Genomic DNA, 24,010 nt, shown 5'->3' with positions numbered 1-24,010 from the left:
CCATGACTTTCGCGTGCGGACACCTACCTTTTGCTCCGGCTGTCGAGGCCGTGTTGGCGGAGGCCAGGGTGCGCGTGGATCGCTCCGAGTGGGAGCTGCACGCCGGCGGGTCCGCGCACATCGTGGTCAACGCGGGGCACGTGATGAGCGTGCGGATCGCCAAGAACCCGACCTCGGGGGAGAACGTGCGCAGGCGTACCCGTGCGCTGTCGCGGCTACCGGAGTTCGACTTCGCCGTGCCGCGCCCCCTGACCCCCGTGCTGCAGGACGGGCGGTACACCGCGGTGGGGATGACCTGGATCCCGGGCAGCCCCCGCCCGCCGGGGCACGCGGACCCGCGGGAGCTGCGCAGGGTCCTCGAGCAGGTACATAATGCGGACGCGCGCGCGGCGGAACCGTGGCTGGACCGGCCCGGTCAGCACTGGGGCGGTCACCGCCGTCGCCACGTCCTGCTGGACCAGGTGCTGCCGCTGCTGCTCCCGCGGAACCGGGACCGCGCCATGAATGCGATCGAGGACCTCGTGGCCCTGGACAACGTCCCGCCGCGGCTCGTGCACGGGGACCTCATGGGCTCCAACATGCTGTGGCAGGACGATCACCTGGTGGGCGTGATCGACTGGGACCACGCGAGCATGAGCGATCCCGCGTACGACGTCGCGTCCCTGGGACTCTGGTTCGGATGGTCCAGCGTGCGCCAGGCCACGGACGAGGAGAACTATCTGCGCGCGCGGTTGCACTCCCGGATCTTCCCTCTGCAGGCCGTGGCATACGCGCTGCACCATGAGCTCGACACCGCCCAGATCCGCCAGGCCGTGGAGAAGGCGGACGCGTGGTACGAGACCCGAGCCATGGCCTCCGTGTGAGCGACATGCCATGTCGGAGGCGTTGCCTACCCTGATCGGGTGCCCGTCAGTTTCACCGCCATAGATTTCGAGACCGCCAATCGCAGCCCTGCGTCCGCGTGCGCCCTGGGGGTGGTACGGGTCCGGGACGGCCAGGTGGTGGACACCCGGTACTCACTCATCCGTCCGCCGCTCGGTCACGACGGGTTCGAGCCCGGCAACGTCCGGATCCACGGCATCCGGCCCGCGGACGTCGCCCACGCGCCCACGTTCGACCTGCTGTGGGACTGGATGTGCGAGAACATCAGCCCGGGGGATCCGGATTCGGTTCTGGTGGCACACAATGCCGTCTTCGACACCGGCGTGATCAAGGCGGCGAACCGGGCGTGCGGCGGAACCGCTCGGAACTGGGACTACGCGTGCACTCTTCGCTTGGCCCGTGCGGCCTACACGCTGCGTTCCTACGCTTTGCCGTCGGCGTCCCGTGCGGCGGGGGCGGAGGTCGTGGAGCACCACAATGCGCTCAGTGACTCCCTCGCGTGCGCCGGGATCGTGCTCGATCTCGCGCGCCGCAGTGGGGCGCGCAGCATGGCCGAACTCACGGCGCACTACGGGGTCAGGCTGCAGCGCGCGACCCTGTGACGCGACGCGCCTCCGATCGGGGTGATTCTCAGGCGTGCGGCCGCCACAGGGCGAGCCAGCGATCGGCCAGGGCGAGCAGTTCACGGCGGGTCGCCCCGCGGGTTCCGGAGGGATCCGTGCCGGATGTGTCCGTGCCGCTGTCCGTTTTTGTGGTGCGGCTGTTGTCGTCGGCCACGGCGTCCTGCCGGGCCATGCGGTCGTCGCCGGCGGCGCCGTTGCCGCCGGGCGCGCCGTTGCCGCTCTCCCCGATGTCCTCGCCGTGTGTGGCGTCGCCGAGCCCCCAGCGCGCGGCAGCAACACTGACCGCGACGGTACGTGCCGCGTCGTTCGCCGCCGGGTGACCGGACAGCAGCGAGAGAGCCCGCTGAGCGACGTCGTCCCCCGAGTTGTCCGCGTGCGGCGTATCCTCGGCGCACAGCACCGCCGCGAGCCCCAGTGCCAGGGCCGACGACGCCGCGGTTCCGTCCCCCACGGCCCGCGTGAACGCTCCCGCGGGTTCCGTCATCCCATCGAACAGGGAGTCCCGGGCGGATCGGTCCGCGCACAGGTCGAGCAGCTCCCGGGTGAGGGGCGCGGGCCGGGTCATGAGTGCGACCACTCGGCCGGTTTCCTCGACCACGTCCTGCAGTGAGGCCCCACTGCCCCGCGCACGGCCCGCCGCGTGAACGGTCAGGGCCGCACCAACAGCCGCGGTCTGTGCCTCGGCGCTGCCGTGGGTGATCGCGGCCGAGTCCACGGCGAGGGCCACGAGCGACTTCCACCCGATGTGGGGCACCAGTCCATAGGGCAGCGTGCGGGCCAGGATCTCGGCGCTGTCCGCGAGTGGCAGGACCGGACGAGTGACCTCGCCCAGGCGGCCCGTGGACAGGGCGGTGAAACCGTCCCCGGCGTGCTCACCCGGTGCGGTGAGGAGGGGGTAGTCGTGGTCCAGGTCGTCGTCGGGCGGGTGCGGTGCGTCGCCGGGGAGCTTGGCGCCGTTGCGCATGGCCCAGCGCAAGTACGCGAGCCACGCGCACGCCGTGGGATCCGCGGCCTGACCGTCATTCGCCCAGTGGGCCACCTCGTTCAGCGCCCCCGCGGTGCGCGCGAGGAGCTGGGTTCCCTCGCCGGGTCGTTCGGCCGCGGTCGCGCGCCACGGCGAGAGGAACACGCTCCTCACGAGCGACGGATACCACGACGACGCCGCGTCCAGACCGCGGTCTTGTTCCAACAGTTCGGGCGTGCGCGGTGAGGTCATGGGATCAGTCTATGAGGGCGGCAATGGAGCGTGCGGGGTGACGCAGCTCGGGCATGGGCCGTTCAAGAGGCCCGGGCGGCATGGGAGCCTGCCCGGGCTGGGGGCGCCTCGGGTACGGGACGGATTAAGTCGGCCGGGTGCCTCAGGAGATTGTGAGGGCTAACGGGCATGTCCGGCCTCGAGAGCGTGGGGGCGCGACCCTCCCTGGGCTCGGCTATTTGTCGGTGCCGGGGCAGCCGATGCCGGTGGGGTTGGTGTGGCAGTCATCGGCGACGTTGTGCACGGTGGCCCGCCACACACTCAACGCGACCGGGGGTGAGGTGACTTGGTTGTAGCCGGCGACCGGTTGCCAGCCGGTGTCGGCGATGTTGTATTCCCCGTAGAACGAGGTTGTCAGGGTCACGGTGAAGTCCCCGGTGGTCGTGTAGACGTGGGAGGTGTCGGTGGGCTCATCCCACGCACCGTCGGGTAGGGGTGCCCCGGTCAGGGGTGTGGGGCCCAGGGTGGTGCCGTCCCCGTAATACCAGGTGTATTGGACGGGGTAGGCCCGTACTTGGACGGGGTATCCGCCCAGGGTCGTGGTGAAGGTCTGGGGTTGGGCCTGCGCATAAACATTGGTGTGCATGTTCTTCAAGGTGTCCGGGGCGGGTTGGACATGACTGGCGGCGGGGGCGACGGCCAGTTGTTGGAAGTCCTGGAGGGTGAACACCGGCAGCGGCACGTACCCGTCGTCGCTGGCTTGATCGGCTTGGGTGTTGCTGACGCACAGTTGGGTACCGCGCGCGGCGCGGGTCCTGTCATTGGCCCCGCCAATGACGATGTCCATGTTCACACCGGCGGCCCCGGTGTCGTCGGTGCATTCTTGGGTGGTACGGCACCGTGTGAGTGCTGCCCCACGTTGGTCGGTGCAGGGGTCTTGGAGGCCGTAGACGGTTTTGTTCTTGGCGGTGTCCATCAGGCGGGCGTTGAAGAAGATTGAATCCTCGTTGGACATGAGCCGGTCACGCAGCGCCTTCTGGAACGCAGGATCGGTATCCGGATCCCACGCCGCAGCTTGGCGGGTCGCGTTCGAGGTAGTGCCTCCGTTGCGCTCATTGACCTCAGCCCTCGACATGGCAGATGAATTGCTTCGACTTTTCAGAATGACATTGATTGTTGCCCCGTGCGCATGGGCATTCGTTGACATCTGACTTTCCTTGGAAGAGATTCCGAAATCCGGAACGCCACCGTCATCGGCGGAAGCGGACTGAGGTAGTAAACCTGCGAATCCAAGAATTACAAGGGGCATGACAAACACCCTCAGGGACGATGACCATTTCACAGGGAGCCTCGTGGTGATCCGGTGAGGTACATCCAGCGATCCCCGTCGCGGTAGATGTAGCAATCGAACGCATCTTTTTCTGCGAACGGTAGTTGTCGTCTCGGGATGGCTTGGTCGACGAAGGCCACGGATCCCGAGCTCTTGACGTCGACGGGAAGGTTGTAGCCTCCGTCAGGCCGCTGACTGAAGGAGCCGGGTACGATCGTGGGCACTTCGAATCCACCCGCTGCCCAATTCCCCTTGGCGTACATGGCCTCATACGCGTCGTATTGCTCGGTGCACTTCTCGCAATCCGTCGAGGTGACTTCCCGAATCAGCGAGGTGTCCCCGGTCTGGATCGAGTACCACTGGGCATCGGCGCGGTAGTTCAGGAACGCCTGCGCGCCGGCCTCGGTTTCGTCCCTGGCCTCCGCGGGCATCACGGGCTTGGGAACATTGCGGGCCGGATGCTCCAGCGTGGCGGGTTCGTAATCCTCCGGGACCTGCTGGCCCGTGGCCAGCACCGTGGGTTCCTCCGGACGCCAGTCATCGGGCAATGCGCTGTCGGACCCGCTCGGGGACCCGCTCTGCGGCGTCGTCGGGGATGCGGGGGAGGCGTCCGGCGCGGGGGACGTGGGCTGCGCCGTCGTCCCCGCGGAAGTGACTCCCGTGGGCGCGGCGCTGTCACCCCCACCCGCTCCGGGCGAGCCGTTACCGCACCCGGTGAGTAGCAGCGCTGCGAGCAGGGCGAGGGTCGTTCCCCGGCCGGCCGTGGCGATCAGTCGTGGTGAATGCATCCCGGTGAACCCCCTCGTGCCACACCGTTGTGTGACGTACCAGACATCCCCCAGAGCATAGAGGCGCAAGACGGCGCGGGCCATGGCTGGGCCGTAGCTTGTGGACGACGAAGAACATGCGCATGCATGACCCCTGGTCACGGCGTGGAAGAGGGAACTAGCGAGTAGAAACAATCCGCCACGTGGCGCGCCGCCGGCCTAGCGAAGCGGTGGCGGCCGCGGTGGATCACACCGTCAGGGGCGCCCGCGCCGTGTGACCTGCACATGTGCGGGAGGTCGCTGTGGGTGTCCGAGACCGCGGTTACATTGACCCCATGCTGATCTTGCACACCTCCGACTGGCACCTGGGGCGTACCTTCCACGGCGTCGACATCCTGGACGTCCAGGCGCAGGCCATGGCCGAGATCGTCGAGTGGGTACGGCACCACGGTGTCTCCGCGGTCCTGGTCTCGGGGGACGTGTACGACCGCGCCCAGCCCCGCACGGAGGTGGTGGAGCTGCTCAGCGCCACCCTGGCGCAGATCCGCGAGGCGGGCGCGTACGTGATACTCACGAGCGGCAACCACGACTCCCCGGTGCGGTTGGGTTTCGGCTCCGGCATCATGTCCCACGGCGGCGTCCACCTGTTGACCCGCGTGCCGGACGCCCACGTCCCGGTCCTGCTCTCGCAGTCGACGGACTCCACGATCACGGTCGCCCGGGCGACGACGCCGCCCGCCCCCGGCCCGCGCGGTGCCACCCTGCCGGGGGCGTTCACGGTGGCCGTGTACGGCATCCCGTACATCGAACCGCGCGCGGCCGCGCCGTCGCTCGACTGTGCACCCACGCACCAGGCCGTGCTGGGCACCGTGATGGAGCGCATCGATGCGGACAGGAAAGAACGAGGCGACATCCCGTCCGTCGTCATGGCGCACGCGTTCGTGACGGGGGCGCAACCCACGGATTCGGAGCGCGTCGTCGATTCCGGGGGCCTCGGCACCGTCCCGGCGGAGGTCTTCGCCCGTCATGACTACACGGCGCTCGGCCACATCCACCGCCGGCAGCGAGTCGCGGACGCCGTGCGCTACAGCGGCTCGCCCGTGGCCTATTCCTTCTCCGAGGCCGGACACCCCAAGGGAGCGTGGCTCGTGGACGTCCAGGAGACCGGGGTCCATGAGGTCACCGGCTTGGACCACGCCGCGCGCATGGATCTGGCGTGCCTGCGGGGGACACTCGACGAGTTGTTACGGGATCCGGCGCACACCTCGGCGGAGGGTGCCTGGTGTCAGGTGGTCCTCACGGATCGTGACCGCCCGGCATCCGCGATGGATCGGATCAGGACGCGGTTTCCCCGCACGGTGGAACTGCGCTGGGAACCCGAGGGCGGCCGGACTCTGACCCAGCAGGCGTACAGCGCGCGGGTCGCGGAAGCCGCCGGTGCCGAGGAGCTGTGCGCGCAGTTCTACGACCACGTGCGGCACCGGGGGCTGTCCGGGCCGGAGCAGGACGAGATCGCGGACGCGGTGGCCGCCGCGCGCAGCAGGGGAGTGGAGCAGTGAAGCTGCATCGGATGGAGATCACCGCCTTCGGGCCGTTCGCCAAGCGGGAGACGGTGGATTTCGACGTCCTGAACGAGGCAGGGGTCTTCCTGCTCAACGGCGAAACCGGGTCGGGTAAGACCAGCGTGTTGGATGCCATTTGCTTCGCGCTCTACGGATCCGGGCCCACGACTGTCGCCAAGGGCGGGCGCAAGGCCCAGCACAGTGATCACGCGGATCCCCGCACCGGGCCGCGCGTCGAGTTGGAGTTCACGGCGGGTGGCCGGCGGTGGCACGTGAGCAGGACGCCCGCGTGGCGCGAACCGTCCTCCCGGGCTGCGTCCGGGTGGAGCGACCGTCACGCCACGGTGTCATTGCGGGAACACGTGGCGGGGCAATGGGTGGACCGCGGTTACCGCCCGGACGACGTGGGGCAGACCATCCACCACGTCGTGGGCCTGGACCGTGAGCAGTTCACCCAGGTGATGATGCTTCCCCAGGGCCAGTTCGCCAGGTTCCTGCAAGCCGGTTCCAAGGAGCGGGAAGACCTTCTGGAAACGCTGTTCGGCACGGACGTCTACGCGGACATCCAGGATGAGCTGAAAACGCGCTCGGATCGAGCCAAGAGCGTCCTGTACGAGGCGGAACGCGAGGCGGAAAGAGCGGACGAGGTCCTCGCCCGGCTCAGGGAACGCGTGGCCCACACGGTCGCCCGGTTACCGGAGGACGTCTTATCGGACCTCCCCGGGGCGCTCCGGACCCGATTGGATCTCCCGTCGGACGAGGGGTCGGTCGGCGACGTCGCCGTGGGCACCGCGGCGGACGCCAACGGTGGAGAAACCGACGCGGATTCGTCTGACCAGGGCCGAGCCTCGACCAGTGCTGCGTCGGCCGCTTCGGAGGAGGGGCCCGCGGACGGGAAATCGGGGGACGCCGACAACGAAGGGGGCCCGGATCGATGGCGTGAGCTGGTCGACGACTGCGTCACCCTCGTAAACACGGTGGGCCGGGCACGGGACGGCGCGGCGTCGTCGTACACAGGGGCCCAGCAGCGCTACGCACAATTGGAGACCCTGCATTCGCTGGTCAGGAGGCGCGGCGAACTCACGCGGCGCCGGGATGAACTCGCGGAGCACGCGGAGCAGTCGGAGGGTGCGGCCCGACAACTGCGCGAGCACGAGGCGGCACAGGAATTGCAAGCGCCGCTCGTGGAACTGCGTGACGCCCGACGGCGCGTCGCGACCCTTGACGCCGCCGTCACCGACCTGCGTGCCACTGTCACGGGGGACGCGCCGTCGGCCCGCGTGGCTCAGCACATTCTGGGCCCGAACGCGAGCCTCATGGACGCCGTGGACGAGTCCGGGCAGGTGCCCGCGGGTCTGCGCGATGCAGTCGTGACCGCGCGCGAATCCGCCAGGGGCGCCGTGGCCCAGGAGGAGTCACTCACGAGGGACGAGGAGGAGGCGGCTCGCGAACGCAAGGCCCTTTCGGCGCTCGAGGAGCGGGCGACGCACCTCACCCGGGATCTCGCCTCCGCGCGGGACGCCTTGACCCGCAGCGAGGAATCGCATCGCGAACTCCTGGGGGAGGTCAAGGACGAGGCCCTCGTGCGCGAACGGGCCCGCACCGCGCGGGAGGCCGTGGCCGCGAGTCGGGAATACGCACGGGCCCGGGCGGAGGAGCAGGAACGGGCGCGCCGGTACCGGGAGGATGAAACCGCACGGCGGGCCGCCGCCCAGCACGTGGAAGCGCTCGAAGCGCAGCGCTACGCGAGTGCGGCCGCGACCCTCGCCACCGGGCTGGAGCCGGGGGATCCGTGCCCCGTGTGCGGAGCCACGGAGCACCCGCACCTCGCCGGCGCCGGAACCGAGGACGAGGTCACCGATGACGCACTCGATCGCGCACGCGCCGCCCGGGACACCGCACAGGACACCGTGGATGCATCCCACGCAGCGTGGCAGCGGGCGCAGACCGGTGCGGCCGAGGCGCTCGCGCGCGGCGCGGACACGGACGTCGACGCCGCCGTGGACCGGTGTCGCCACGCCGATGAAGAACTGGCCCGACTCGAGCAGAGCCTGACCCGGGTGCGCCGGGGTGAGGCCGAGATCGCGGCTGCTCGGCGGGAGGTCCAAGATCTCGAGGGGGAGGGGACGCGGATCAACGGTGACATCGCGGGGACCCGTGCGCGCCTCAAGGGACTCCTGACACGGTGCGACCGGGCGCGTGAGGAGTTGGCCCGGCGCATCAGGGGTTTCGATTCGGCCACCGAGTTCCTCGAACGGTCCGAGCGCCTCGTGCGCACGGTGAGCGAGTGGGAATCGCAACAGCGGACGCTGGAGGCCGCGCAACACGAGGTCCGCACCGCGCAGGGTGCCGTGGAACGTGCCCTTGACGCGTCCCCGTTCGAGACCGAGAGCGCCGCGGACGAGGCTCTCATGGACCCGGCGGACGCGGCCGGACTCGCCGAGCGGCTCACCGCCCTGCAGGAGGAGCGGGACTCAGTCTCGGCGGAACTCGCGACCCAGGACATGCAACGTGCCGAGGGGCTCAGCGCCGAGGAACGCGCGGGCTTGTCCGAGGAAGCACTGGCTCGCACCGCCGCCGAACGGGACGAGTACGAACAGTTGCGGGATGCATTGAACCAGAAGCTGGGCGGACTGCAGACCCTCGCGGCCGACGCCGCATCCCACGCCGAGCACATGCCCGCCCGACACGCCGAACTCGAGCGTGCTCGAGAGAACGCCCAGCGCCTGAGCGGACTCGCGGATGTGGCCACGGCGAACTCCCCCGAGAACGCCCTGCGGATGACCCTGACCTCGTTCGTACTCGCCGCGAAGCTCGAGCACGTGGCCGCGGTGGCGTCCGAACACCTGGCACGGATGTCCTCCGGTCGCTTCACACTGGTGCATACGGATCGCACCCGAGGGGGTGGCAAGTCCGGGCTCGGACTCGAGATCGACGACTCGTGGACCGGTGTCCGCCGCGGCACGGAGACACTGTCGGGCGGGGAATCCTTCTTCACCTCGCTCGCACTCGCCCTGGCTCTTGCGGATGTCGTCCGGTCCGAGGCCGGGGGACAGGAGATCGACACGCTCTTCGTGGACGAGGGGTTCGGCTCCCTTGACGAACAAACCCTCGAGCAGGTCCTCGAGACCCTGGACGGGTTGCGCCGCACGGGGCGGGTCATCGGTGTGGTGTCCCACGTGAGCGAGATGAAACAACGCATCGACACCCAGCTCGTGGTCACCAAGACCCCCGGTGGCTCGCATCTGTCGGTCGTCGCGGGGCCGTGGGATGCCGCGTAGGCTGAGGTCGTGAGTACAGCGATCCGCCGCCCCGCGCCCGAGAAGCCCGGCAAGGTGCTCACCCCTCGTGAACGCACCGTGCGCAGTGATCGCAGGCTGGGCGCGATCACCCTGTTGCTCCGCCTGCCCCAGGTCATGGCCCCGTTGGGCCTGCTCACGCTCGTGGCGGTCTCGTCCTCCTCGGCGTGGACGGCCGCGTTGAGCTCGGCGTCCCTGTGTCTCGGCATAGCCGTGAGCGGCGTGGGTGTGGCCGCGCTGGCCAACGCCCGCTGGCGATTGTGGGCCTTGGCCGCGTTCTCCCTGATCCAGGGGATCATCCTCTGGGTGCTATCACGAGCCCAGGTCACCGAGATCCCGGTCTCGTGGGATGCCGTGTCCGCGCTCGCGCCGTTCTTCGTGGCCGGCGTGGTCATGACACCCATGGGACTGGCCGCGCGGCTCCGCTGGGCCTCCGTGTTGCGAGCACAGGACCGGTCACAAGCGTTCCCGGCGGCCATGCGCCGCGAATCCGTGAACGAGGGACTGGCCACGGTGCTGGGTGCCGCGCTCACGGGACTGCTCGCTGTGACCATGGGCCCGGCGGTGGTGCTGCGTTTCGCCGCTGTGTGGACCGTGCTGATCACGGCGGCATTCGTCCTGCATTCCTCCGCCCGCTGTCCCCGCGCGGACATGCCCCTCTGGTCCTGGCGACGCCCCCGCGGCGCGCCCGGGCGCAGCCGTGCCGTGTTCCGGTTGAGCCATGGATTGATCTACGGTGTGGCGGCGCTGAACGCCCTCATGGGCGCGGTGCTCGGGTGCCTCGTGGTGTACTCAGTGTCCCTGGACAGCGTGGAGACCATGGGGGTCATCTATGCGTTGCTGGGGTTCGGGGCCGCCGTGGGGTCGAGCCTGGCCGTGCGTTTCCGCCGCCGGTTGAGCGCTGAGAACATGTGGATTCTCGCCGCCACGGGTGCACTGTTGGCATCCATGCTCATGTCCGGGCCGTCCGGTTTCGTGGGGTATTCCCTCGTGCTCCTCGCGCTCGGGTTGTTCTCAGGCCCGTGTCTGCTGTGCCTCCACAGCAGTGCCGGTTACGTCACTGCGGGCAGCGACGTCCTGGGACTCGTGGCACGCATGACTGTGACGTCGAGCATCGCCACGGCGCTGGGACTCACGCTCAGCGCGTACCTGGGCGTACACTTCGACGACATGACCGCGGCCATGGTCCCCATGGCGGCCGCCATGGTGCTGTTGGCCACCGCCCTCATCTTCAATTACACGCAACGCCGCAGCCCCGGGCCCAGGCCCCGCATCTGACGCTGCTCACACGACGACGCCGCCCGGGCCGGTTCGCAGGGGACCGGGCCGAGCGGCGTCGTACCGCGAGCGCGATCACTCAGTGACCGCGGGCGATCCATTCGCTCAGGTGTGGCTTCTCCTGGCCGATGGTCGTGGAGTCGCCGTGACCCGTGAGCACGAGGGTGTCCTCGGGCAGCGTGAGCAGCCGTTTCTCGATGGAGTCGATGATCGTGGGGAAGTCCGAATAGGACCGCCCCGTGGCACCCGGGCCGCCCTGGAATAACGTGTCCCCGGTGAAGACCACCCCGTTCTCACCCAGGTGCGGGGCGTGGAACACCACGGACCCGGGAGAGTGGCCGGGCGTGGCCAACACGGTGAACACCTCGGTGCCCGCGAGGATCTCCTGTCCGTCTCGCAACGGCTCGGGCTCCGGCCCCTCCGGGTAGACGGCGCGCCACAGCATGAGGTCCTCGTGGTTCATCATGATCGGGGCGTCCGTGCCCGCGCGGTCGGTGAACTCGCGCACCGCCGCGATGTGGTCATCGTGACCGTGGGTCAGCAGCACGTGCGTGATGGTGCGGTCCGCGACCGCGGCGAGCACGGCGTCGGGGTTGTGCGCGGGATCGATCACGACGCACTCGGCCTGGTTACCCACGACCCACACGTTGTTCTCCACGTCGAAGGTCTCGCCGTCCAGGCTGAACGTACCCTCCGTGACGCAGTTCGTGACGGTGACGCCGCCGCGCGGGTCGGTCAGGACGGTCTGCGGTGTGCGCGTCATCGGGCCAGTTCCACGACGGAACGCAGGACCTTGCCGGACTTCATGGTCCCGAACGCGGCGTCCACGTCCTCGAGGGCGATGCGCTCGGAGACGAAGGCATCCAGGTCCAACCGGCCCAGGAGGTACTGGTCCACGAGCATCGGGAAGTCGCGCGAGGGCAGGGTGTCCCCGTACCACGCGGACTTGATGGACCCGCCGTGGGAGAACACCTGGTCCAGCGGGATCTCCGCCACGGTCCCGGGATTGGGAACGCCCACCAGGACCATGCGACCCGCGAGGTCACGCGCCTGGAAGGCCTGCATGAAGGTGTCGGCCACGCCCACGGCGTCGATCACGAGATCCGCGCCGTGACCGCCCGTGAGCTCGCGGATGGTCTCCACGGGATCCACGGACCGAGAATTGACGGTGTGGGTCGCGCCGAGCCGCTGCGCGGTGCTCAGCTTGTCGTCGTCCACGTCCACCGCGATGATCGTCGTCGCACCCGCGAGCGCCGCACCCGCGACCGCGGCGGTGCCCACGCCGCCGCAGCCGATGACCGCTACGGACTCTCCGCGCTTGACCGCACCGGTGTTGATCGCCGCGCCGATCCCGGCGGTGAGGCCGCAGCCCAGCAGACCCACCGCGGCGTACTGTTCGCCCTCGAGCGGGGATTCGATGAGGGTGCACTGCCCGGCCGCGACCAACGTCTTCTCCGCGAACGCACCGATCCCCAGGGCGGGCTCGAGTTCCGTGCCGTCCTCGAGGGTCATCTTCTGCTCGGCATTGTGGGTGTTGAAGCAGTACCACGGTTCACCGCGGCGGCACGCCCGGCATTCGCCGCACACCGCTCGCCAGTTGAGGATCACGTGATCGCCCACGGCCACCTCCGTGACGCCCTCGCCCACGGCGCTCACCACGCCCGTGGCCTCGTGCCCCAGGAGGTAGGGGAAGGCGTCCCCCACGCCGCCCACCTTGTAGTGCAGGTCCGTCTGACACACCCCGCACGTAAGCACGTCCACGAGTGCCTCGCCCGGCCCCGGATCGGGGACCAGGATGGTTTCCACGGTGGCGGGCTCATTCTTGGCCCGCACCACCACGCCTTTGACCTTGTGCATACGGTTGCCTCCGTCGTCTCGCAGCTTTCTAGGGTCCTTCCCAGTATGCGTGGTGGCCGCCACACGGCGCACGACGACGCCGCGTACGTTCGCCCCGCGACGAATACCGGGCGCGGATGACGAGCCGGGAGATGATCTGGGTCGACGCAACCAAGTCGGGGAAACCGGTCGGCGACACCGGATGGCAGGCCCTGAACATGAGAACGCGGGCCCGCACGATGGTGCGGGCCCGCGTTGTGAAGGATCGTCGTGGTGACTCAGGAGTCCTGCGAGTAGTCGACGTGCTCGGTGCGCAACCGGATCTTGCGCCCCTCGGCCTCGAGCTTCTCCTCCTTCTCCTTCTGCTTCTTCACCTGGGTGGTGTCCCGGGGAGGCAGCTGGACGGCGTGCTCGGCACGGATCCCGCCCTGCAACTGGCGGCCACGCTCGAGTTCGGCGTCCACCTCGGCGCCGAAGAGGAGCACGTTGTTCATGATCCACAGGCCCAGGAGCAGGATGATCACGGAGCCGATGATGCCGTAGGTCGCGTTGTAGCTCGAGAAGTTCGCCACGTAGAAACCGAACCCGAGCCCGGCGATGATCATGAACACGAGCGCGATCGCTGCGCCCGGGCTCAACCACTTGAACTTGGGCTGCTTCACGTTGGGCGTCGCGTAGTACAGGATCGCAATGAGCAGCACGAGCAGGAACAGGATGACGGGCAGCTTGGCCCAGTTCCACACGGTCACGGTGGTGGAACCCAGACCCACCAGGTCACCCACGGTCTGCGCGAAGTCACCGGAGAGCAACACCATGAACATCACGGCGGCCACGATCAGCACGATGATCAGGGTGATCAGCAGCATGATGGGCTTGAGCTTCCAGAAGGGGCGACCCTCGGCGATCTCGTAGATGCGGTTCATCGCCCGGGAGAACGCACCGGTATAACCCGATGCGGTCCATAGTGCACCCAGGACACCGACGACCAGGGCCAGTCCGGCCCCGGACTGAGTGGTCAGCTGGGAGATGGGTCCGGAGAGCAGATCCACGACGGACGAGGGAGCATAACGGTTCAGGAAGTCTAGGATGGCGCTCGTGGTGGCCTCACCCTGGCCGAACACACCCAGCAGGGACACCAACGCCAGAAGCGCCGGGAAGATGGAGAGCACCGCGAAGTACGTCAGTGTCGCGGCGAGGTCAGTGCATCCGTCCTTACTGAATTCGGACAGGGCGCGCTTGAAGACGTAACCCCATGACTGCCCCTTGAGCTTGGTGGGGGAGTCGGGTTTGGCATCATGGTCCGGGTCCGGGGCCGCGTCCCCCCGACGCGCCGTGGACTCCAAATGCTGAGTTGTCATGGGGGTCCTCTCCAGGAGCGAATGTGGTGGCTGCGCAAAGCAGGTACTCCCAACAGTTTAGCGGCCTCCCGACCCCCGCCGACGCACCGTGCGCCTATACGGCGCCGGCCCGGTGCTGCCGCCGACGACGCCGCCCGGCGCAGCGCCATCGGGCGCGGCACTGCATCATATGGTATCGGGGCATGCGGCACCGCCGGGGCGCGACTCCGCTGTACGCGACGTCGCCGGACACGACACCGCGCCCACGACGAATCGTGGGCGCGGTGTGGGCCGCCGTACGGGCGGGTCAGTGCGTGCAGCGGTGCGGATCGGTCACCGTGACAACGACAACGCGTACTGATGGATGCGTTCACTCAGTCGCGTAAGCACCCTGATCTCCTGGGCGTCCAGAGCGGTGCTCATGACGTCCGCGACCATCTGGTCGTTGTCCTGCGAGATCTGCTCGTAGAGCTGGGTCCCGGCATCGGTCAGGGCGACCCGCACACCGCGCAGGTCCTGGGAATCCTGGCGCCGGGTCACGAGCCCCTTGTTCTCGAGACGCTCGAGCATGCGTGAGAGGCTCGATTGCGTCAACAGCACGTGGCTGTTGAGATCGCGTAACCGCAGGCCACCCCGGCCGGTGGTGCACAGCGCGGCCAGGACCTCGAACTCACGACGAGACAAGCCGCGTAAATCCACTCCGCGTTGGAGCTGACGTGTCACCGACACATGGCAGCGGCTTAGTGCATCCCACGCTTCGACACTCCCCCTTGATGTCATTCTTCCCCCTTTGGCAACGTCCACCCCCTATGGACGTTATCTACATGTTACGAGAGGGGATGAGCGCGCCCCCAGCGAGCGGTGTCCACACTTGTGGCCGGGAGGACAGAGCCTGTCCACGCATTGGGGCACAGCTGATCAGGGGTGGAGACGACGGAGGGCCTTTGTGCGCAGTGCACAAAGACCCTCCGTAACGTCCGCCGGAACGGGACTACTTGATGCCGAGCACCTGGGCGGTGTGACCCATGATCTCGTCCGCGAGCTGCGGGTTCTCATCGAGCTTCTTGCCGTAGGAGGGGATCAGCTCCTTGATCCTGGGCTCCCACTCGGACATCTTGGCCGGGAAGCAGCGGGAGAGCAGGTTGAGCATGATCGGCACGGCCGTGGACGCACCGGGGGAGGCGCCCAGCAGAGCACCAATCGAGCCGTCCGCGCTGGTCACGAGTTCGGTGCCGAACTGCAGCACGCCACCCTTCTGCCGATCCGACTTCATGACCTGCACGCGCTGACCGGCCTCGATGAGCTCCCACTGGGACTCCTCGGCGGTGGGGTAGTACTCCCGTAGGGCGTCCATGCGTTGGGACCGGGTCTTGGTCAGTTCGCCCACGAGGTACTTGACTAGGTCCAGGTTGGCCAGACCCGCACGGGTCATGGGGTAGAGGTTGTGCGCGCGCACGCTCTTGGGCAGGTCCAGCAGGGAACCGTGCTTGAGGAAGTTGGGCTTGAACCCGCCGTAGGGCCCGAACATCAGGGTGCGCTCGCCGTGGACGTAGCGCGTGTCCAGGTGGGGCACGGACATGGGCGGGGCGCCCACGGAGGCCTGGCCGTAGACCTTGGCGTTGTGCTGGGACGTAACGGTGGGATCGGTGTTGCGCAGGAAGAGACCGGAGACGGGGAACCCGCCGAAGCCCTTGGCCTCCCGGATCCCCGACTTCTGCAGCAGGGACAGCGCGCCGCCGCCGGCACCCAGAAAAACGAAACGCGCGTGGATGACGCGGTTGTTGTCGCTGTTGAGCCTGTCCTCGACCGAGACGTTCCAGGAACCGTCGCTCTGGCGTTTCAGGGTGGTGACTTCCTGGCCGTAGCGCACGGTCACGTTGCGCCCGGTCAGGTGGGTGAGCAGCTGGTTGGTGAGGGCACCGAAGTCCACGTCCGTGCCCTCGGGGGCGAAGGTCGCCGCCACGCGACCGGCGCCGCGGCCGTGCATCGTGAGGGGCGCCCACTCGGCGATCTGGTCGCGGTTCTCGGTGAACTCCATGCGCTCGAACAGCTTGTGAGGCTTGAACGCGTCGTAGCGGGCGCGCAGGTAGTCCGCGTGGTCATCACCGAACACCATGGAGATGTGGGGCACGGGGTTGATGAACGTGTCGGGGGACTCGAGCGTGCCGTTCTCCACGAGCGAGCTCCACAGCTGGCGCGTCACCTGGAACTGCTCGTTGATGTTCAGGGCCTTCGTGGCGCTCACAGTGCCGTCCGCGGCCTGGGGTGCGTAGTTCAGTTCGCACAGCGCAGAGTGTCCGGTGCCCGCGTTGTTCCAGGCATTGGAGCTCTCGAGACCCGCGGCGTTGAGGCGCTCCAGGACGGTCATGGACCAGTCCGGCTGCAGGTCGCTGAGCAGGGTCGCGAGCGTGGCGCTCATGATGCCGGCGCCCACCAGGACGACGTCGACGGATTCGGTGGGTTGAGATGAAGTCACATTGTCTCCCGTGCGTGCATGATCGACGCGGCACTGCGCCGAGGCTTTCCGCTGTCCAGGGTATCCCCAGCTCCAGCCAACTCCCAACGGGGCCGCCGGGCACACATGGTGCGGTTCAGGCCAGGCGCAGCTCGTTGAAGCGTTCGAACCCCGTGGAGGTCAACGGGAAGGACGCCACGCGCGAGTTCACAGCCACCGCCGAGACGGGGTGCGCGAGCGGCACGGCCGGGATCACCGCCGAGACGCGGTCATTGAGCGTGCGGTACGCGGCATTGCGGGCGTCGCCCTGGGGCATGGTGGCGGCGCGGTTGACCGCGGTGAGCAACCCGGCGTCGTCGTCCCCCAACTGCGCGTCGGGGGTGCCCAGCAACGGGCCCATGAAGCCGTCGGGGTCGCGGAAGCTCCCGCTCCAGCCCAGGAGGCTGAACGCGTGGCCCGCGGTGGGATCGGTCACGGCGTCCACGTACCCGTCGTCCCAGTCCATGGGGACGGGGTCCAGACGGAAGCCCGCGCGGGTGAGCTGCGCCGAGATCTGCGCGTACACGCGCTCCGGTTCCTGCAGGTACATCCGGGACGTATTGCGCGGGTAGTAGAAGCGCAGGGCCTGCCCCCGGTAGGAACTGGCCCGCAACTGGTCCCGGGCGCGCTGGGGGTCGTAGCCGGGGATCTGCGGGTTCTCGCCGTCCACGTTGAACCGGGCGGGGACGAACTGGTCCGCCACGTTGGTCCCGCTGGGGTACAGCTGGGACGCCAGGGCACCGCGGTCGATCGCGGAGGCGACGGCGCGGCGTACCGCGACGTCCCGCAGCACGGGGACGGAACGGTTGAACCCGAGGTAGGACACAGAGTAGGGGTCGCGGTAGAGCACCTGCACGCCGCGGCGCGCGAGGGGCGCGAAGGCGTCGAGCCCCACGAGGTCGTACGCGTCCACCTCACCCGTGAGCAGGGCCGCACAGCGCACATGTGCGTCACGGATGACCCGCATCTCGAGGGTGCCCACGTCCCCGAGCTCGCCCCAGTAGCCCTCGTGGGCGGAGAGCTTCACGGTGTCGGCGGTCGCCGAGTCGAAGCGGAAGGGGCCCGTGCCCACGGGGTGCTCGTTCTCCGTCCCCGCCTCGATGCTCGCGGGGGAGGCGATCCCGAACGCCGGCTGGGTCAGGGCGGCCAGCAGCGGCGTGTAGGGGCGGGTGAGCTTCACCACCACGGTGCGCTCGTCCGTGACCTCCGTGCCGGCGTAGGCCGAGGCCACGAGCGAGCTCGACGTGCCGTGGCGGAAGGCCGTCGCGAACGCACAGCGCGAGGCCCACGGTTCGGAGGACTCGGCCTGGGCCTGCCACTTGTCGAAGTTCGCCTTGACCGCGGCGGCGTCCAGCGCGGCACCGTCATGGAAGCGGACCCCCCGGCGCAGGGTGAACGTCACGGACCGACGATCATCCGCGAGCTCCCACGACTCCGCGAGGCCCGGCGCGGGCTCACCGGTCGAGCGGTCCGCCGTCACGAGCCCCTCCAGGATCTGCGTGGCGATCCGGGCCGTCTCCTGCGAGTTCCTCCGGGAGGGGTCCAGCCCCGCCGGTGCCGCGGCGTGCGCCAGAACAAACGTGTTGCGGGGTGCGGTGGCGCTCGCCGAGGGGCGGGCGGTCGTGGACCCGCAACCGGTGAGCATGAGCCCCGCGCCCGCGAGGGAGAGGAAGGAACGCCGTCCGAGGCGGTTCTCAGCAACCACGGCGCATCCTTTCTCTGGCCGCCGCGTCGTCGCACGGCAGTACGCGGCATCATGGTGCGCAAGACGGGAATCGAACCCGCACGCCGTGAGGCACAGGAACCTAAATCCTGCGTGTCTACCAGTTCCACCACTCGCGCTGACATCGGGACCCGGACCCGGCCTGAACGCGGAGGGGGTGCCCGGAATCGTCCACCATACTAACCAGTGACTAACCAGTGCTTCCTCCGCGCTCGCCGAGAAGCGCGCGCGGTGCGGCCCCGGTTCCGGGTCCCAGGCCGGGCGGCGGCCCCCCGCTCAGGCGTCGAGGCCGAGGTCCCGGCGCAGCTTGGCCACGTGCCCCTTGGCGCGCACGTTGTACTGGACGAGGCTCACCGTCCCCTGTTCGTCGAGCACCACGGTCGAGCGGATGAGACCCTCATAGACCTTCCCGTAGTTCTTCTTCTCGCCCCACGCGCCGTACGCCTCCGCCACGGCGTGGTCCTCGTCCGAGAGCAGCGGGAAGCCCAGACCCTCGTTCTGTGCGAAGCGCTCGAGGGCAGCGGGGGCGTCCGGTGAGATCCCGAGCACACGGTAACCCTCGGCGCCGAACGATGCCATGTTGTCCCGGAAGTCGCACGCCTGCGTGGTGCAGCCGGGGGTCGCGGCGCGGGGGTAGAAGTACAGGATAACCTTGCTCCCGCGCAGGCCCGCCAGGACGACGGGCTCCCCATGGGCGTCGGGCAGGGTGAAATCGGGAGCGGCGTCCCCGGGGGACAGACGAACGGTCACGGCGTGATCCTTCCTGGTGAGTGACAGGTGTTCCCTAAGGACGCGTTCTCACGTACAGTTCAGGGATGCACCCGAGCATGCCATGCTTCGGGTTCGCGCACCGGCTCCGGTCTCGGTCCCGCCGTACGACGTCGCTACGTCCGTCCCGCGCCCAGTGCGCACGATCCCGGGCGGTTCCCGCAGTCGCACGAGAGGGGTTCGCAAGACGATGTTCGGCGCGGGGATTTGACTGGCGGGGTGCCCTGTAGTATTGTTCAGCGATTTCGTCGAGTGGATACGATAGTCCTATGTCCTACAAGAACCAGTGGCCCACGAACCGTCTGCTGTCCACGGCGGCTCGCCTCGTGGAACACGCGTGGAACGAGAACCTCGCGTCTCTCGGTATCACCCACGCGGGCGTGATGGCCCTGGACGTCCTCCGCTCGGAGGGCAGCATGACGCAGGCGCAACTGGCCCACCAAGTGCGCGTCCAGGCCCAGACCATGGGCAAGACCCTGCACCGGTTGGAGGTGCATGGTCACATCACGCGTTCCCGCAACGCGCTCGACCGCCGTTCCCACATGGTGAGCATCTCCCCGGCGGGGGAGCGGGTCCTCGTGGACGCCGCGCGGTTGGAGAAGGGGTTGCTGGGTAGCGACCGTGACACGGACGAGCAGTTCCGCCGCAAGCTCATCGACCTGATCTCCACCCTGGGTGGTGCACGCTGGCGCATGGAGGTCGAGGATGGCGCCGAGACCCCGGCCGGTCCCACGGAGGGTGCCGCCCCACCGACGGAGTCGGAACACAGCGCCACGTCGCGCTGACCCGGGCGGCGCAGCGGCGTCGTCGTGACCCGGAACGCGACGAGCGGCGGGGCGACCGCGCACGCTCGTTGAGTTCAGACACCGAAAGGACCGGATCACATGTGATCCGGTCCTTTCGGTCGTTCCGTGCGCCCCCAGGGACTTGAACCCTGAACCCATTGATTAAGAGTCAATTGCTCTGCCAATTGAGCTAGAGGCGCGGGCGTTGGACGGGTCAGCGGGCGATGTTCGCCGTTGCTTTCTCCCTCGCAACGAGAGATTACTTTAGCACCACGGCGGGGGGAGTCAAATCGGGCTGCGGGGTGCCGATGGCCACGTCCGTAGTACGGGTCCTACGGCGTATACCGGACCGTAGAATCGGGGGCATGAGCCACTCCCAGGATGTTCCGCTGTCCGACCTGCGTGTGATCTCCTTGCCCGAGCAGCAGCTCTTCGACGAGATCAGCGCCGAAACCACCGGTTTCACGTGCGTGCTGTGGGATCTGGAGAACGAGCCGGAGGGCTGCGCCCGGGAGGACGTGGACATCGCCGTGACCCCCTACTACAGCGGGCGCTGGCTCAAGGACCCCTCCGTCGTGCGGGACGTGAGCCTGGTGCAGTTGCAGTCCACGGGCTTCGACGGCGTGCCCGAGAAGATCGGTGAGGACGTGGCGCTGGCCGCCGGCGGCTGGGTGCACGCGGCCGGGACCGCGGAGATCGCCCTGGGACTGATCATTGCCGCGCAGCGCAACCTGGACCGGGCCGTGCTGCAACAGCACGAGGGTGTCTACAAGCGGTACTTCTCGCGCGCGGTGGCTGACTCCCGCGTCACCGTGGTGGGCGTCGGGGAGATCGGAGGCGCGGTCATCTCCCGACTCGCACCGTTCGAGGTGGAGCTCACCCGAGTGGCTTCCCACGCCCGCGAGGACGAGGCCGGCCGTATCCACGGCATCGACGAACTCGACGAGATCCTGCCGCGCACCGACATCCTGGTGCTTGCGCTACCCCTCGGTGATGCGACCCGCGACCTGGTGGGCGAGCGGACCCTGGCACTGCTGCCGGACGACGCCCTCGTGGTCAACGTGGGCCGGGGTCCCGTGGTGAACACGGACGCCCTGACCGCGGAGGTCGTCTCGGGCCGTCTGCGCTGCGCGCTGGACGTGGTGGACCCCGAACCGCTTCCCGGTGACCACTCCCTGATGAGCGCGGCGGGCTCGATCGTGCTGCCCCACGTGGGTGGCTCCAACGTCTCCTTCCGGCCCCGGGTGCGCAAGCTGATCCTGGAGCAGCTGGAACTGATCCGGCAGGGTCGCTCACCGCAGTTCCTCGTGCAGCCGGGCCGACTGGCCCTGCAGGACGAGTGAGCACGGACAACCACGGTCCCGCACGGTCGACCACGGACGGGCTCGCGCACGCGGACGGGGGGGGGGCACGGTGGGGGACACAATGTTTCACATTGTGAGAAGGGGTGTCCGTAGTTTGACACCCGCGTTCTGTGGGTCACACCATGGTCTGTATGACAACGGCACTGCGCATCGTGGTAGACCTCGTACCGGTCGTCCTCATCGGACACCGGGCCTGAGGAGTACTCGACGCGCGTACCCGCCAGGCCCTCAGCCCACGGAACCCGTGGCAAGGGCCTTTTTCCATGTATGACGACCTGTCACCGGCTCGCCCCGCGCCACCCGCTCGGCATCTCGCACAACACAGCAGGTAAGGACACAGCACTATGAGTAAGGATCAGCCGATCTCACCGGCGGTGATGGCCCAGCGGCGGCCGCCCGCGGCTTCGGCGCCCCGGCCCGCGGAGACGGACCAGGCACGGCTGACGGGTACCGCGGCGGAGGTCGTGGCCCCGGAGGAGATGACCGGTTCCCAGGCGATCATCCGCTCCCTCGAGCAGCTCGGTGTCACGGACGTCTTCGGTCTGCCGGGTGGTGCCATCCTGCCCACCTACGACCCGTTGTTGGACGCCGAGAAGATCAACCATATCCTCGTACGCCACGAGCAGGGTGCGGGGCACGCCGCGGAGGGCTACGCCCTGGCCTCGGGTCGCGTGGGCGTGTGCATCGCCACGTCCGGTCCCGGTGCCACGAACCTCGTGACGGCGCTCGCGGACGCCAACATGGACTCGATCCCCATGCTCGCGGTCACCGGTCAGGTGGCCAGCTCCGCGATCGGTTCGGACGCCTTCCAGGAGGCGGACATCGTGGGCATGACCATGCCGGTGACCAAGCACTCCTACCTGGTCACGGACGCCCAGGAGATCCCCCGGGTCATCGCCGAGGCTTTCCACCTCTCCTCGACCGGGCGTCCGGGACCCGTCCTGGTGGACGTGGCCAAGGACGCCCAGCAGGCGATGATGACCTTCAGCTGGCCCCCGCAGATGGAACTGCCGGGCTACCGTCCCGTGACGCGCGGGCACTCCAAGCAGATCAAGGAGGCCGCCCGCATGATCGCGGCGGCACAGCGTCCGGTGCTCTACACGGGTGGCGGCGCCATGCGGGCGGACGTGCCCGCGGAACTGCTCGAGCTCGCCGAACTCACCGGCGCGCCGGTGGTCACCACGCTCACGGCGCGCGGGATTTTCCCCGACTCGCACGACCAGAACCTGGGCATGCCCGGGATGCACGGGACCGTGCCGGCGGTGTACGCGCTGCAGCAGTCGGACCTGCTGATCACCCTGGGAGCGCGCTTCGACGACCGCGTGACCGGTCAGCTGAGCTCGTTCGCCCCGAACGCCAAGGTGATCCACGCGGACATCGACCCCGCGGAGATCTCCAAGAACCGCGTGGCGGACGTGCCCATCGTGGGGGATCTCAAGTACGTGATACCGGACCTCACCCAGGCCGTGCGCCAGGAGTTCGAGGAAACCGGCACGCCGGATCTGGGTCTGTGGTGGGATACCCTGAACTCCCTGAGCGAGACCTATCCGCTGGGCTACACCAAGACCGATGACGGTCTGGGCAGTCCCCAGTACGTGATCGAGCGGATCTCAGAGCTGACCGGGCCGGATGCGGTCTACGTCTCCGGTGTGGGGCAGCACCAGATGTGGTCCGCGCAGTTCGTGGACTACGAGCGGCCCCGGCAGTGGCTGAACTCCGCGGGCCTGGGCACCATGGGTTTCGCGGTCCCCGCGGCCATGGGTGCGCAGGTGTCCCAGCCGGACCGCGTGGTGTGGGCGATCGACGGTGACGGGTGCTTCCAGATGACCAATCAGGAACTCGCCACGTGCGTGATCAACAATATTCCCATCAAGGTCGCGGTGATCAACAACTCGTCCCTGGGCATGGTGCGCCAGTGGCAGACCCTGTTCTACGACGGTCGCTACTCCAACACGGAGCTGAACACGGGTCACAACTCCCGCCGCATCCCCGACTTCGTCAAGCTCGCGGAGGCCTACGGCTGTGCCGCCCTGCGCTGTGAGAAGGACGAGGACGTGGACGAGACCATCAAGAAGGCGCTCGAGATCAACGACCGCCCCGTGGTGATCGACTTCGTGGTCTCCGCGAACGCGATGGTGTGGCCCATGGTCCCCGCCGGGGTCTCCAACGACCAGATCCAGATCGCCCGCAACATGACGCCCGAGTGGAACACGGAGGACTGATCGATGAGCCGACACACTCTTTCCGTCCTGGTGGAGGACAAGCCGGGCGTGCTGACCCGCGTGGCGGGGTTGTTCGCGCGGCGCGCGTTCAACATCCACTCGCTCGCGGTGGGCCCCACGGAGCTGAACGGGATCTCCCGGATCACCGTGGTGGTCGACGCTGAGGGTGAGCTGCTCGAGCAGGTCACCAAGCAGCTGAACAAGCTGATCAACGTGATCAAGATCGTGGAGCTGTCGCCGGAGTCCTCCGTGCAGCGGGACCACATCCTGGTCAAGGTCCGTGCGGACGCGGCCACCCGGTTGCAGGTCACGCAGGCCGCGGACCTGTTCCGCGCCACGATTGTGGACGTCTCCACGGAATCCGTGGTCATCGAGTCCACCGGATCGCGCGACAAGATCCACGCCCTCATGGACGTCCTGGAACCCTTCGGGATCCGGGAGATCGTGCGAGCCGGCACCGTGGCCCTGGGCCGCGGCCCCAAATCCATGTCCGATCGCGCCCTGCGTCACTGACCGCTCGGCCGCAGGACACCGCATCTCGCGCA

Annotated in this window: 19 protein-coding genes and 2 tRNA genes; 9 read left to right on the top strand and 12 right to left on the bottom strand. The window is 68.4% G+C overall.

The window, feature by feature from the left end:
* Nucleotides 1-2 precede the first annotated feature (2 nt).
* Both RF646_RS06850 and RF646_RS06845 read left to right on the top strand, forming a co-directional pair.
* Entirely contained in the window at nt 3-863 is an 861-nt protein-coding gene (locus RF646_RS06850; RefSeq protein ID WP_064845701.1) for a phosphotransferase family protein, read from the top strand.
* 39 nt (nt 864-902) lie between these two features.
* Nucleotides 903-1,484 carry a 3'-5' exonuclease gene (locus RF646_RS06845; RefSeq protein ID WP_368835565.1) on the top strand — a complete coding sequence of 194 codons (582 nt, stop codon included), beginning with the start codon at nt 903-905 and terminating at the stop codon, nt 1,482-1,484.
* A 28-nt stretch (nt 1,485-1,512) separates the two neighbouring features.
* On the opposite strand, the gene RF646_RS06840 is transcribed toward RF646_RS06845, so the two are convergent.
* From RF646_RS06840 to RF646_RS06830, 3 genes are all read right to left on the bottom strand, one after another.
* The gene (locus tag RF646_RS06840) at nt 1,513-2,721 is read right to left on the bottom strand and encodes an ADP-ribosylglycohydrolase family protein (RefSeq protein WP_368835564.1); all 1,209 of its coding nucleotides are present in this window, start codon (nt 2,719-2,721) and stop codon (nt 1,513-1,515) included.
* Between the two features lie 214 nt (nt 2,722-2,935).
* Nucleotides 2,936-3,907 (bottom strand): hypothetical protein, encoded by a 972-nt coding sequence (locus tag RF646_RS06835; protein WP_368835563.1) that lies wholly within the window; start codon nt 3,905-3,907, stop codon nt 2,936-2,938.
* A gap of 131 nt (nt 3,908-4,038) precedes the next feature.
* Nucleotides 4,039-4,818: a DUF6318 family protein gene (locus RF646_RS06830; RefSeq protein ID WP_368835562.1), complete on the bottom strand. Its 780-nt coding sequence runs from the start codon at nt 4,816-4,818 to the stop codon at nt 4,039-4,041.
* 314 nt (nt 4,819-5,132) lie between these two features.
* Between RF646_RS06830 and RF646_RS06825 the strand changes: the two genes are divergently transcribed.
* The 3 genes from RF646_RS06825 to RF646_RS06815 are packed head-to-tail and all read left to right on the top strand — an operon-like array spanning nt 5,133 to nt 10,936.
* Nucleotides 5,133-6,356 (top strand): exonuclease SbcCD subunit D, encoded by a 1,224-nt coding sequence (locus tag RF646_RS06825; protein WP_368835561.1) that lies wholly within the window; start codon nt 5,133-5,135, stop codon nt 6,354-6,356.
* Nucleotides 6,353-9,640, top strand: a complete 3,288-nt coding sequence (locus RF646_RS06820) for an AAA family ATPase (RefSeq protein WP_368835560.1) — start codon at nt 6,353-6,355, stop codon at nt 9,638-9,640. The genes RF646_RS06825 and RF646_RS06820 overlap by 4 nt, the downstream gene beginning before the upstream one ends.
* A gap of 9 nt (nt 9,641-9,649) precedes the next feature.
* Complete coding sequence (locus RF646_RS06815) at nt 9,650-10,936, top strand: hypothetical protein (RefSeq protein WP_368835559.1); 1,287 nt, start codon at nt 9,650-9,652, stop codon at nt 10,934-10,936.
* A gap of 79 nt (nt 10,937-11,015) precedes the next feature.
* Here RF646_RS06815 and RF646_RS06810 read toward each other — a convergent pair whose 3' ends face one another.
* The 8 genes from RF646_RS06810 to bcp form a co-directional block, all read right to left on the bottom strand.
* Nucleotides 11,016-11,699 carry an MBL fold metallo-hydrolase gene (locus tag RF646_RS06810; RefSeq protein WP_368835558.1) on the bottom strand — a complete coding sequence of 228 codons (684 nt, stop codon included), beginning with the start codon at nt 11,697-11,699 and terminating at the stop codon, nt 11,016-11,018.
* Entirely contained in the window at nt 11,696-12,793 is a 1,098-nt protein-coding gene (locus RF646_RS06805) for an S-(hydroxymethyl)mycothiol dehydrogenase (RefSeq protein ID WP_368835557.1), read from the bottom strand. Before RF646_RS06805 ends, RF646_RS06810 begins: the two co-directional genes overlap by 4 nt.
* 257 nt (nt 12,794-13,050) lie before the next feature.
* Complete coding sequence (locus tag RF646_RS06800) at nt 13,051-14,130, bottom strand: YihY/virulence factor BrkB family protein (RefSeq protein WP_167318365.1); 1,080 nt, start codon at nt 14,128-14,130, stop codon at nt 13,051-13,053.
* A 312-nt stretch (nt 14,131-14,442) separates the two neighbouring features.
* Nucleotides 14,443-14,793, bottom strand: coding sequence for a MarR family winged helix-turn-helix transcriptional regulator (locus RF646_RS06795; RefSeq protein WP_231885488.1), 351 nt, complete (start codon nt 14,791-14,793; stop codon nt 14,443-14,445).
* A gap of 307 nt (nt 14,794-15,100) precedes the next feature.
* A complete protein-coding gene (locus tag RF646_RS06790) occupies nt 15,101-16,585 on the bottom strand; it encodes a malate:quinone oxidoreductase (RefSeq protein ID WP_368835556.1) in 1,485 nt (494 codons plus the stop codon).
* 115 nt (nt 16,586-16,700) lie between these two features.
* Entirely contained in the window at nt 16,701-18,308 is a 1,608-nt protein-coding gene (locus tag RF646_RS06785) for an ABC transporter substrate-binding protein (protein WP_368835555.1), read from the bottom strand.
* 52 nt (nt 18,309-18,360) lie between these two features.
* Nucleotides 18,361-18,445: transfer RNA gene (locus RF646_RS06780), tRNA-Leu, on the bottom strand.
* Between the two features lie 157 nt (nt 18,446-18,602).
* The gene (bcp, locus tag RF646_RS06775; RefSeq protein ID WP_085106319.1) at nt 18,603-19,076 is read right to left on the bottom strand and encodes a thioredoxin-dependent thiol peroxidase; all 474 of its coding nucleotides are present in this window, start codon (nt 19,074-19,076) and stop codon (nt 18,603-18,605) included.
* Between the two features lie 287 nt (nt 19,077-19,363).
* Between bcp and RF646_RS06770 the strand changes: the two genes are divergently transcribed.
* Nucleotides 19,364-19,879 (top strand): MarR family winged helix-turn-helix transcriptional regulator, encoded by a 516-nt coding sequence (locus RF646_RS06770; protein WP_368835554.1) that lies wholly within the window; start codon nt 19,364-19,366, stop codon nt 19,877-19,879.
* Nucleotides 19,880-20,006: 127 nt separating this feature from the next.
* Here RF646_RS06770 and RF646_RS06765 read toward each other — a convergent pair.
* Nucleotides 20,007-20,079 (bottom strand) — tRNA-Lys (locus RF646_RS06765).
* Between the two features lie 165 nt (nt 20,080-20,244).
* Between RF646_RS06765 and RF646_RS06760 the strand changes: the two genes are divergently transcribed.
* The 3 genes from RF646_RS06760 to ilvN all read left to right on the top strand — a co-directional run bounded on the left by RF646_RS06760 (nt 20,245) and on the right by ilvN (nt 23,978).
* Nucleotides 20,245-21,222 (top strand): NAD(P)-dependent oxidoreductase, encoded by a 978-nt coding sequence (locus RF646_RS06760; protein ID WP_368835553.1) that lies wholly within the window; start codon nt 20,245-20,247, stop codon nt 21,220-21,222.
* A gap of 365 nt (nt 21,223-21,587) precedes the next feature.
* Complete coding sequence (locus tag RF646_RS06755; protein ID WP_368835552.1) at nt 21,588-23,465, top strand: acetolactate synthase large subunit; 1,878 nt, start codon at nt 21,588-21,590, stop codon at nt 23,463-23,465.
* 3 nt (nt 23,466-23,468) lie between these two features.
* The gene (gene ilvN, locus RF646_RS06750; protein ID WP_064845687.1) at nt 23,469-23,978 is read left to right on the top strand and encodes an acetolactate synthase small subunit; all 510 of its coding nucleotides are present in this window, start codon (nt 23,469-23,471) and stop codon (nt 23,976-23,978) included.
* The last annotated feature ends 32 nt before the right edge of the window (nt 23,979-24,010 follow it).

It is taken from the genome of Kocuria sp. CPCC 205261, assembly GCF_040981025.1.
GTDB classification, from domain to species: domain Bacteria; phylum Actinomycetota; class Actinomycetes; order Actinomycetales; family Micrococcaceae; genus Kocuria; species Kocuria marina.
This window is presented reverse-complemented; position numbering and strand designations above follow the sequence as displayed.